Consider the following 11,996-nt stretch of genomic DNA (forward strand, 5'->3'; position numbering starts at 1 on the left):
CGAGCAAGGACGCTTCTCCGCCTGTGCTCCGTTGATGTTTGATGCCCAGGCCGATCGCGTTTGGAGAGGGATTGACGATGGCACGATGCAGGATGTAAGCGAAAAATGGATCGATCCTTCGGTCCGTGGCCGTGGGCTCGGGTTGGTGGTCGGTCAAATTGACGAGCGTCCTGGGTTGGACGTTTATGTCGCCAATGACATGACGGTAAACCATCTTTGGTCTGGAGAAAGAGACGCCAGCGAGTTCGAGATGCGTGAACTCGGTTCGATCCGCGGACTTGGCGTCAATGGCAAGTCACAATCCCAAGCATCGATGGGAATTGCATTTGCCGATGCTGATGATGATGGCGATTTCGATTTGTATTTGACTCATTTTGCCAAAGAGCATCACACCTATTACGAGCAGCGGCGGCCTGGGTTTTGGGTCGATCGGTCGTTTCAAACCGGGTTGGCCCAACCCTCGATTGAAATGTTGGGGTTTGGGACACAGTGGTGTGATTTTGACAACGATGGTGCAAAAGAGTTGATTGTGACCAATGGGCACATCGATGATTTCCATCAGACTGGCGTTGCCTATCGGATGCCGGGGCAAGTCTTTCGACGAACGCCTGCTGGGAAATGGGAAGATTGTGATCGCGGATCGCTAGGAAGCTACTTTCAAATTGACCACCTTGGTCGCGCGTTGGCCATTGCGGATCTGAATCGTGATGGCCGAAGTGATGTGTTGATCACGCATCTGTACGAGCCGGTAGCGATGTTGATCAATCACACGGAAGGTTCGGGAAAGTCGATTCGTTGCACGCTCAAAAGCACGCGAACGCATCGTGATGCCATCGGGGCGGTGGTTTCCATTACGGTCGGCCAGCGGACTTATAGGTCGATGGTGAGTGCCGGGGATGGGTATATGTCCAGCAATGAACGAACGGTTTCATTTGGTGTTGGAGCGTCCGACCGGGTCGAGAGCGTTTCGGTCCATTGGCCTTCGGGGGGGATGCAAACATATGAAAACCTCCACAGCGGCGCGGAGTATCTAGTTGTCGAAGGCGAGCCAGCGTTCCGGTATGCGGATGACGGGGGGAAATAGTTTGTCGCGAACCAAGTGAGCGGTTCCGATTGAGCTTGTGTCGAGAAAATCGCACTTGCTAGGTTTGCCAGCATGGGATCCTTCGCTTTCAAATTGCAGCGATTTTTACGCAAAATACTGGCATTTTCGCTGCTGGTCGTGATTGGCTGCGCAGGCCGCGATTCGGTTCCCGATTTTCCGACCCAAAGTCCGCCTCCTTTTTCGCAAAGCGGCGATTTGCCGGTGAGCGAGCGTTGGTGGCACGAATTTGGCGATCCGGCATTGGATTACCATATCAACCAAGCGCTGGAGAGCAGTTTCACGCTCGCTGCAGCCCGACAACGGCTTCGTGCGGCAAGGGCGGTGGCCCGCCGAGAAGCTTCGGATCTGTTTCCGGATGTGAATGGCGTTGCCGATATCGGCGGCACCTTTGGCCCTGGCGCGGATCTTCAGAATTTTGTCTTTGGATTCGAGGCGGCCTACCCACTGGATCTTTGGGGCCAGATCGAATCGCGCGTGGAGGCTGAGCGATTGCGAGCCGCCGCCACACAGCAAGATTATCGCACGGTCGCCTTGACGCTTTCTGCGGAGATCACTCGGACTTGGTTTTCTTTAATTGAAGCCCACGCTCAACTTGGGTTGCTCGATGAACAGATCAAAACCAATCGCACAGGACTTCTCCTGCAAGAGTCTCGGTTTGGTTTGGGACTGATTCGTAGCCCCGATGTGCTTCGTCAACGTCAATTGGTCGAAGCGACGTTGGAACAGGAAGTCGTAGCAAAGGCACGCATCGAGGTGCTCGAGCATCAGTTGGCGGTGTTGGTCGGCCAGATGCCACAGTCGGCCCAGTATGATCCTGGAACCAAATTACCAGCATTGCCACCACTGCCGGCTACCGGATTGCCGTCGGAATTGCTGCAGCGGAGGCCGGATGTGCGCCGCGATTATTTGGCTTTCGCAGCTGCCGACCATGATTTAGCCGCTGCGATCAGCGACCAATATCCGCGTCTCAGTTTGACGGGATCGCTGCTCAACGTTGCGGATAGTCCCGAAACCATTTTCCGCGACTGGTTTGTTTCGATCGGAGGCCAGTTGATCGCTCCCCTCATCGACGGGGGACAGCGGAAGGCCGAGGTGGCTCGCACCTCAGCAGTGGTGTGTGAGCTCTTCAATCGCTATGGTCAAACCATGTTGATCGCATTTGGCGAAGTCGAAGACAGCTTGGCTCGCGAACGCTACCAGATCGAGCGATTGGGACATCTGGAAAAACAACTGGAATTAGCACGACAGGCGGCCGATCAGCTGCGTGAGCAATATCTGCTCGAGCCCGACACGGACTACCTTGCGGTGTTGACGGCCATTACAGCTCAGCAGCGTTTGCAACGCGAAATGCTCGCCGCTCAACTAGAATTAAGACTGATCCGAGTTACGCTGTACCTTGCGTTGGCTGGCAGTTTTGATCCACAGCCTCAAAACGCCCTCGATCCCGCCATTATCTTGCAACCCACCGTGCAACAGCCCGCCGACATGAATCCTGCCAATCTCATCGCATCGGAAACACTGGATATTGGTGAGGCCGATCAGGGAAACATTGATTTTAACTACTTTGATCCCAAAACCGACGAAGCGGAACTCGATGGATTGATCAACGAAGTTTCCGACTTGATGTTTCTAGAGACTCGCGACGATGAATAAGTCCCAATCGCCCCGTTCTTTGCGTTGGCTTGGGATCGTTGGGACCATGATTGCGTGTTTGGCTATCTTATCCGCTTCGGTCGCCGCCATCGTCGTCATCAATCGGACCGAGCCGACTGCGAAACAGATCAAAGCCACTCGCAAGTCCGCTGCGTTGGTCGAAACCATCACGGTCGAGCGAGGAAGTTTCTCGCCCACGTTGCGAGTGCTTGGGACCGTGCAGCCAGCTCAGGAGATCGTGCTTAGCCCTCGAGTAAGCGGCCAAGTGGTTGAAGTGTCGCCGCAGTTTTTGCCAGGAGGACGGGTTCGCAAAGGTGATCTGCTATTGCGCATCGATCCTGCCGATTTTGAAAACGCGCTGTCAATTGAAGAAAGCGAATTAGAACAAGCCGAGGCTTCGCTGAAGATCGAAGAAGGTCGACAGAGTTTGGCTCAAAAAGAGTTGAGGCTACTCGAAGGAACGATCGATGACACGAATCGCGATTTGGTGTTGCGGGCACCGCAGATTGCGTCGATCCGCGCGGAAGTCAATGCGGCCAAAGCGGCAGTGGAAAGGGCGAAGCTAGACTTGGCTCGGTCGAGTGTCTTGGCGCCCTTTGATGCCCAAGTCATCTCGCGATCAGTCAACGTGGGTTCGCAAGTGTCCCCTGGCGATGAACTTGCTCAACTCGTCGGTATCGATGAATATTGGATCTCTGCCGCTGTTCCGTTCCGCAGTCTGCGTTGGATTCAGTTTCCGACGTCCGATCAACCGGGATCCGAGGTGACGCTAAAAAATCCAGATGCTTGGCCCGTGGGAACTCAAAAACAAGCTCGCGTGGCGCGAATGATCGGCACCGTCGATGAACGGACTCGGTTAGCCCAAGTGCTAGTGGCTGTAGCGGATCCGTTGGGCGAAACGTCCGACACACCGCCGCTAATTCTTCAGTCGTTAATTGAAGTTCAGATCGAAGGTCGAGCGATCGAGGACGTGGTGCGTTTGGAACGTCGCTACGTTCGTGAGGGTGACACGGTTTGGGTGATGGAAGAAGGGCAACTGCAAATTCATGACACCGAAGTGCTTTTTCGTGATGCGGAATATGCATATATCGGCGATGGGCTGAGAAGCGGTGACGAAGTTGTGACAACCACGTTGGCGACCGTGGCCGAAGGGGTCGGGCTTCGCAAAATGAACCAAGTCACTGACGCTGATCCAAGCGGCGGAGCCCAATACGCACGCGACTCAGACGACGCAGGTGAAGCCGACGACACAAGCGAAGCTGACGAAACAAGCAGCAATGCGACCAGCGAGGATGCCGCACCGTGAGCATCGACGAACCGACACCGGATTTGCGACGTGGTCCCATCGCATGGATGGCTCGCAATTCGATTGCTGCAAACTTGCTGATGGTCATCCTGCTTGGTGGCGGATTGTGGTCAGCCGCCGTGATGCAAAAGGAAGTTTTTCCGCAATTTCAACTCGATGTTGTCGAGGTCTACGTCGGTTATCCCGGTGCGGCTCCTGAGGAAGTCGAACAGGGAATTCTGCGTCCGATCGAGGAAGCCGTTCGCGGCGTCGAAGGGATACGCGAAATCACTAGCGAGGCTCGTGAAGGTCGCGGAGAAGTGCTGATCGAAATCGTAGCCGGCTCGCAACGCATGAAAGCGTATCAGGATATTGACCAGGCGATCAGTCGCATCCGTACGTTTCCTGAACAGATCGAGCAACCCGAGGTTCGGCTGCAATCGCAACAACAAGAGGTCATGCAAGTCGCACTGTATGGCCCAGTCGATATTTGGTCGCTGCGCAAGTTGGCCGAACAACTTCGTGACACGCTGCAGGCGAATGACCAGATCACACAAGTGTCATTGCGGCGGGTGCCCGAATACGTCACGCATGTCGAGATTCCTCGCCAACGATTGCGTCAGTACGGGCTAACGTTGCCGGGGGTTGCGGATATTATTCGCACCGCCAGTCGCGATGTGGCGGCTGGTTCGATTCAGACCACTGCGGGCGAAATCTTGCTGAGGGTCAAGGCGCGAAAACAGTGGGCCGAAGAATTTGCGGGGATCGAAATCGTCTCAGGCCGCTCAGGGCCTTCGGTTACATTAGGTGATATTGCCACGATCCGCGACGGTTTCGAGGAGGTCGGATTTCATTCGCAGTTCAGTCAAACGCCTTCGGTCGAGCTCGACGTGTTCCGCGTCGGATCGCAATCGCCGATCGACGTGGCCAACGCGGTCCAAGAAACGATGCTTGACTTTGAAACCGCTTTGCCGCCCGGCGTGAAATGGCGAATCGACAGCAACAATGCCGACGAATTTCGTCGTCGGCTTTTCTTAGTTTTGGAAAACGCGGTACTCGCGGTCGGAATTGTGCTATTGATCCTGGCGTTGTTTCTCGAATTCCGCCTAGCGTTCTGGGTCATGATGGGAATGGCCGTCTCTTTCATCGGCGGGATCTTGCTGCTTCCCGCGGTCGACGTCAGCATCAATATGATCTCGTTATTCGGCTTTCTCGTCGTGCTAGGGATTGTGGTTGATGACGCCGTTGTTGTTGGCGAGAACGTTTATGAAAAACGGCAGGTCAACGGAGACGACGAACTTGCGGCGATCGAGGGCACTCGTGAGGTAGCGGGGCCGGTAACGTTCAGCATCCTGACCAATATTGTCGCCTTTGTGCCGTTAATGTTTATTCCGGGCGAGACCGGGAAATTTTGGGCGCCGTTGCCGGTCGTTGTGATCATTGTATTGTCGCTATCGCTTGTCGAGTCGCTGTTCATTTTGCCAGCACACTTGGCACATGTACGAAAGGCGGGAAGACGTCGGCACGGTTTGGGAGCTCGGCTTCATCATCTGCAACAGCGGTTTAGCCAATGGTTCAATCGGGTTGTCGAGGTTGTCTTTGGTCCGATCTTAAATATTTGTTTGCGGTTTCGTTATGTCACCGCGTGCACGGCGATCGGCATGTTCATGGTCATCGTTGGCTACGCGACTAGTTCGCACATGGGGATGATTCTGATGCCGACGGTTTCCGCGGATGAAATCGAAGCCGGGGTTCGCATGCCGGTCGGTACAACCCAAGACCAGGCAGCGGAGATCGCAGACGCGGTCACCCGAGCTAGTTTGCGAATGTTTGACGAGCACAATCTTTATGAAGTTGCCGAAGGCATCAAAACGAACGTTCGCGGGCAAGATTTTATCGATGTGGAAATCGTGCTAAAGCCGCCAGACGAGCGGGATATGACGGCCGACGAAGTCATTGAATTGTGGCGAGATTCGATCGGTGATCTGCCCGGTGTCAATCAAGTCACGTTCGAGGCCGAAAGTGGCCCCGGTGGGCATCGCCAAGATATCAGCGTCGATCTCAGCCATAGCGACATCGCGGTATTGGAGAAGGCGGCTCAGGCGTTTGTCGAGCGGGTCAAACTCTACTCCAACGCTCGCGATATCGGAGACAACTACAACAAAGGCAAGGCTCAGTACGATTTCCGGCTTCGCCCCGAAGGACGCGCCCTTGGGCTGACCGACGAGGAGCTGGGGGATCAATTGCGAGGCGCCTTCTTTGGTTCGTTGGCATTGCGACTATTGCGAGGGACCAACGAGATCGAAGTTAGAGTGAAGTTGCCCGAAGATCAACGCGAAGACATTTATCACTTAGAAGATTTGATCATTCGCACACCGTCGGGCGCCGAGGTGCCGTTGTTAGATGTTGCCGAGGTCGAAAAGAACGTGGCGTTTTCGTCAATCAACCGGCGTGACGGTCGTCGCGTTATCAATGTCTCGATGGATGTTGAGCCCAAGCGAGCAGTGACGCAAGTGATTGATGCGTTGCGAAACGAAGAACTGCCTCGTTTGCGCGAAGATTTTCCTGGGATCACATGGACCTTTGAAGGAAGCGATGCGGAAATGCGTCGAGCGACCGCTTCGCTGTGGGGTTCCTTTGGGCTCGCGTTGGCCGTGATTTATTCACTGTTGGCGATTGCATTTCGCGGCTACATTCAACCCTTGATTGTGTTGGTGGCGATTCCGTTTGGGATCGTCGGTGCCGTTCTTGGACACATTGTTTTGGGCTATGACTTGTCGTTGGTCAGTTTTATGGGAGTGATCGCGCTGTCGGGCGTCGTGATCAATGATTCGTTGATCATGATTGATTATGCCAATCGACGACGCAGCGAATGTTCTGCGTTCGAGGCGATCACGCAGGCAGGATTGCGACGTTTCCGCCCGATCATGCTTACCACGTTGACGACGTTCGGCGGGCTGATGCCGCTGATATTCGAAAAATCGCTTCAGGCCCAGTACATCATTCCGATGGCGATCTCACTCGGTTTCGGGATCTTGTTCTCAACCGCGATTATTCTGGTCCTGGTGCCATGCCTGTATCTGATCCTGGAAGACATCCGGTCACTGCGACAAGCATCGGCGTAGCACACGTCGTGATGAACGACATCGCATGATGTTCAGGGATTGACCTTTGGCTTGGTCTTTTGTTTTCGTTGCTGCCTCGGATTGATCGGCGGCGCTGCCACATCTCGTTTTCCGTCGAGGTACCAATCAAAGTATTTTGCCGCCTGGTTGCTCATCGCGGCCGACTTCAATGCCCAGATTCCAGGGGGAGACTGCGTCGCTGCCCACGCTTCCAGGTCGGATCGAAGCGACGCTGCCAGTTCGGGCGAACTTTCTAGCAGGTTATCGGTCTCTTCGAAGTCGTTCTCGACGTCAAAGAGATATTCGCGGTTGTCGCTACGAAGGTATTTCCATTTTCCTTTTCGGATCGCCGATTGTCCGAGCCATCGCCAATACAGCACGTCGTGGGGAGCGTCTTTCTTGGCTCCGGTCAAATAGGGCAGCAAGTTGACGCCATCGAGCATGGGATCATCGGGCAGGCCAGCGAGAGCGCAGGCGGTTGCACCAACGTCTAACGAGATGACCGGATGCGAATAGACCTGACCGCCGGGTATCGTGCCTTTCCAGTGCACTACGAAGGGAACTCGGATTCCGCCTTCGGTCAGCATGCCTTTTTCGCCATTCAGAGGATCGTTTAGCGAACCATCCCAGCCGGGGCCTCCTCCGGGGGCGTCGAGTTTGTGAATCTTCAGCGGGGCTCCGTTATCGCCGATGACGAAGATCAGCGTATCGTCGTCGAGTTCATGCTTTCGCAGCGTCGCCATGATCTGACCAACACCATCATCGACAGCCGACAGCATCGCGAGTGCCTGACGTCGTCGCTCGGGCATCTGCCCTGGAAACCGGTCGAGGTATTTTTGGGGGGCGTCCAGCGGTACATGGGGTGCCCGACAAGCAAGGTAGAAAAAGAAAGGTTTGTCGCGGAAACGATCGATAAAGGTGCAGGCGAATTCAGAGATGAGGTCGATGTGATACCCGTCCCCTCGCTGTGGTTCAGGGGCGACGTCTTCACCGGCTAAGTTCATGTTCCAGTGTCCCGGACCATTGCTGTTTTTGTGGAACACCTTGTCGAATCCGTGCACGGCGATCGCGTTAGCTTGGTTCGGTCCAAGATGCCATTTGCCAGCCATGCCCGTGACATAACCGGCCTGCTTCAGTCGTTCGGGAATCGTCTCCAATGCAGCGAAACGTTTCAAGACTTTTGCGTCCTGAAATTGGGGATTGGATTCGAGTCCCCATTTTGTCTGGTATTGGCCGCTGATCAGTCCGCCACGCGAGGGAACACATTGGGGTGCGGTACAATAGCCATCGGTCATGCGGACACCGCCAGCGGCCAGTGCATCCAGGTGAGGTGTTTTTACGTCGTCAAAAACACCTTGGCAACTTAGGTCGGCGTATCCATGGTCATCGGTGAAGATGACGATGACGTTGGGTTTCCGTTCACGCCGCGTCGACACAGCGGGCGGTGTTGGCAACTTCAATCGGTAATGTGTGGTGTCGTCTTTGCCAACCAAGCGAATGTCCGAGATTTTCAGCGTGCCTGGACCTCGCGACGGGTCGAGTCGTACAGCCACCAATGGATTCTTCGTTTTGAAGCGGATGACGTACTCGTGCTGACCACCATCGTGTTGAACGTTAAAAACGTGGCTCCGCTCGGCGGTGAAAGGACCCAAGCCCTGTTCCTGCCAATAAAACTGGGCGTTGCCGGACGAATCCGAAGTCATTGTGAAACGCAACTCGAATGACGTTTCGTTGATTGCCTTGGGCAACACATAACTGAAATAGGGATCGTTGCCCGTGCTGGTGACGATTAGTGCGTCGATTGAATTCGAAAGCGTGCAGGTGCCGCCGGGCCGCCATCCGGCGACCGGTTTGCCGGGCGGATTCGCTTTGGATCTCTTAGGGCCGTTTGCGCCGCCTTTCAGTCCCGCTTTCCCTTCTTTTGTCACGTCGTATTTGGACGGATCAAAGTTGGGATTTGGCAGCGGGCGGACGGCATCCGTTTCAACGAGATGTTGTTCAATCAACGCGTCAAGTTGTTCGACCCGTTCAGGAAACTCGCTAGCGAGATCGTTTTGCTCGCCAATATCTTGTTTTAGATTGTAAAGTTTGTAGCGATGTTGACCATCGTTTCCGCCGTGGAAGATTCGAATCAGTTTCCAATCGCCATTGTGCACGCTAACCGCCGGTGGCAACCAATCGGGGACGCCGGGGGAATGCGGAAAGTACGTGAAGATGGCCTCGCGATCAAGCGACTTGCCACGTAGTGCGGGCACGATGCTGACGCCGTCAAAGTGTTGCTTCGGTTGCGGGGCGATCGAAAGCATTTCCAAAAGAGTCGGATAGAAGTCACTGCTTTGAATGATCTCGTCGCTCTGCGAACCTGGCGGAACGATTCCGGGCTGTACCACAATCGCGGGCCCGCGGACGCCCCCTTCGTACATCGTTGCTTTCCCACCACGCAGCGGTGCGTTGCTTGTCGCCGAGGTGCCATCGACCTCGTTGTACATGTTTCCGCCATTGTCCGAGGCGAAGACGATGATCGTATTGTCGGCAATACCAAGTCGATCGAGTGTGTCGAGCAAGGTGCCGACCGCGTCGTCCATGCTTTCGATCATGGCCGCGTAGGTGGGGCTGCGTTGGGGATCGCTTGGGGTGACTTGCTTCTGATATTTGTCGATCAGTGTTTGCTTGGCATCAAACGGGGCATGGACACTGAACATCCAGTAGTTGAGGAAAAACGGCTTATCCGCATGTTGTTCTAAGAATGCAACCGCTTCCTTCGCCATACGATCTTCGAGATGTTCGTGAGGAATTTGAGGATCATGATCAAAGTCCTTGAACTTCCATGGTGCGACGTAACTGCCTGCAGGTCCCGGCCCAGGATGATGCGGTACATCGACATCGAAGCCATGTTCTAGCGGCGAGTAGGGCTCGGGTCCCAGATGCCACTTTCCAAAGTGGCCGGTGGTATAGCCGTTGTCTTTGAACATCTCGGCCAAAGTGTAATACGTGGTATCCAAACGAGAGACCGATGCAGGAAAAGTCGCTTTCTGGGTCGGCGGCCCATGAGAGGTTGGGGTTGCCTTGAGAATCACTTTCGGCAAATGGCAGTTGGGCGATGTGATACCATGACGGGCAGGGCTAAGTCCTGTCAAAACACTCGCTCGCGTCGGTGAACACAAGGGGCTTGAGGCGTAAGCCCGAGTGAACGTCATACCTCGCTGTGCCAATCGCTCGATGTTCGGTGTCTTGTAGAACGTCGTCGTTCCGAACAGAGTCGTATCGCTCCATCCGAGATCGTCAGCCAGAATGAAGACGACGTTCGGTTTCGATTCGGCCGCCACGCCGGTCACGCTTCCGATTGCGATGAGGATCAGCGTGTAGAGTGTTTTTTTGGCTAGATTCAACATGGGAGGGCTCGTGTCAGGGCCACGTGTGGCCGTCACTAAACGACGACGTCACTAGGCTGGAACGTCGCTAAGGGAGGATTGGTTGTTGCTGTGGTCGTCCTAATGTAGTCTCTTTCTACCGTCGAAACCTTGAAGATTGTGCCAGAAACAAGCAGAATCGTGCCAGGACGCCCCTTTGGCAAATCACGGTTAGATCCCATCACTCACAAAGGCTGCATATTTGACGATGTACAACCATGCCCCAGTGTTCCGAATTTTAAATTGCTGCTTGTTAACGATCGCATGGGTCTCGCAATCGGTTGCGGAACCGCCCCAAGACAAACCCGATATTGTCGTCTATTTGGCCGACGATCTTTCCGCCGCCGATTTGTCGCTTTACGGTGGAACCAATATCGAGACACCCGCGATCAGCCAACTGGCCGACGATGGAATGACCTTTAACCGGGCATTTGTCGCCAGCCCGTCATGCGCGCCCAGCCGAGCGGCGTTGTTGACGGGGCTGATGCCAGCTCGAAATGGTGCCGAGCAAAACCACAGCTATCCACGCAAAGACGTTTTGCGTCTGCCCCAAGTGCTGAACGAACTGGGATATCAAACCGTTGCGTTTGGCAAAGTCGCGCATTCGCGGAGTGCGCCCGACTATCATTTCCATACGTTTGATCGCAAGCAGAACATTCCCGATGTTCGCAAGAACGTGAAGGCGTTTCTCGAGACGCGTAACGATCCGCGACCGCTGGCGTTGTTTGTCGGCGTGTCGAACCCGCACGTCCCTTGGCCGAGTGAATCGACAATTGATCCTGAAGCGATGTCGCTGCCGTCTCAGTTGTTGGACACGCCGCGAACGCGTGTGCAACGTTCTCGTTATCTGCAAGAAGTCAAAGACTTGGATGCTTATCTCGGTGAACTTCGTGGGCTCACCACGCATCACTTGTCCGCTAACACGGTCTTTGTTTTTTCGAGTGATCACGGTGCTCAATTTCCCTTTGGTAAGTGGACGCTATACGACGAAGGGATTCAGGTGCCTTTGATTGTTTCGTGGCCGGGAATGATCACGAAAGACTCGCGAACGGACGCGATGGTCAGCTGGGTGGATCTGTTGCCGACATTGATCGATATCGCTGGAGGGACGGTTCCAGAATCGTTGGATGGACGTTCGTTTGCAAAGGTTCTTCGTGGCACCGCCAACTTGCATCGCGACCGAATCTTTACGACACATAGCGGTGACAAGAAGATGAATGTGTATCTGAGTCGGTCGATTCGCAGCGGCCGCTACAAATTGATCTACAATCCGCATCCCGAGTTTGCATTCACAACTCATATCGATTTGTTGCTTCGCGAAACCTCAGGCGATTATTTCAAAGAATGGATCGAGAAAGCGAAAACGGACGAACATGCCGCGAAGGTTGTAGCGAGCCATCACGGCCGGCCTGAGTACG

The 11,996-nt window shown here is 54.6% G+C and carries 6 protein-coding genes; 5 read left to right on the plus strand and 1 reads right to left on the minus strand.

From position 1 onward, the window contains the following. The 4 genes from RMSM_RS21120 to RMSM_RS21135 all read left to right on the plus strand — a co-directional run. On the plus strand, positions 1 to 1,084 hold a 1,084-nt coding region (locus RMSM_RS21120; protein WP_040768682.1), incomplete at its 5' end, for a CRTAC1 family protein. A gap of 72 nt (positions 1,085 to 1,156) precedes the next feature. Further along, positions 1,157 to 2,758 (plus strand): TolC family protein, encoded by a 1,602-nt coding sequence (locus tag RMSM_RS21125; protein ID WP_008700975.1) that lies wholly within the window; start codon positions 1,157 to 1,159, stop codon positions 2,756 to 2,758. Beyond that, positions 2,751 to 4,064 (plus strand): efflux RND transporter periplasmic adaptor subunit, encoded by a 1,314-nt coding sequence (locus RMSM_RS21130; RefSeq protein WP_052031728.1) that lies wholly within the window; start codon positions 2,751 to 2,753, stop codon positions 4,062 to 4,064. The genes RMSM_RS21125 and RMSM_RS21130 overlap by 8 nt, the downstream gene beginning before the upstream one ends. A gap of 47 nt (positions 4,065 to 4,111) precedes the next feature. Then, positions 4,112 to 7,168, plus strand: coding sequence for an efflux RND transporter permease subunit (locus tag RMSM_RS21135; protein WP_052031729.1), 3,057 nt, complete (start codon positions 4,112 to 4,114; stop codon positions 7,166 to 7,168). A gap of 32 nt (positions 7,169 to 7,200) precedes the next feature. On the opposite strand, the gene RMSM_RS42865 is transcribed toward RMSM_RS21135, so the two are convergent. Further along, on the minus strand, positions 7,201 to 10,560 hold the full coding sequence (locus tag RMSM_RS42865) for a sulfatase-like hydrolase/transferase (protein ID WP_008700980.1): 3,360 nt from the start codon (positions 10,558 to 10,560) through the stop codon (positions 7,201 to 7,203). Between the two features lie 268 nt (positions 10,561 to 10,828). Between RMSM_RS42865 and RMSM_RS21150 the strand changes: the two genes are divergently transcribed. After that, positions 10,829 to 11,996 (plus strand): sulfatase family protein (locus RMSM_RS21150; protein WP_008700982.1); only part of this gene is annotated, 1,168 nt, incomplete at its 3' end.

The organism is Rhodopirellula maiorica SM1 (assembly GCF_000346295.1).
GTDB classification, from domain to species: Bacteria; Planctomycetota; Planctomycetia; order Pirellulales; family Pirellulaceae; genus Novipirellula; species Novipirellula maiorica.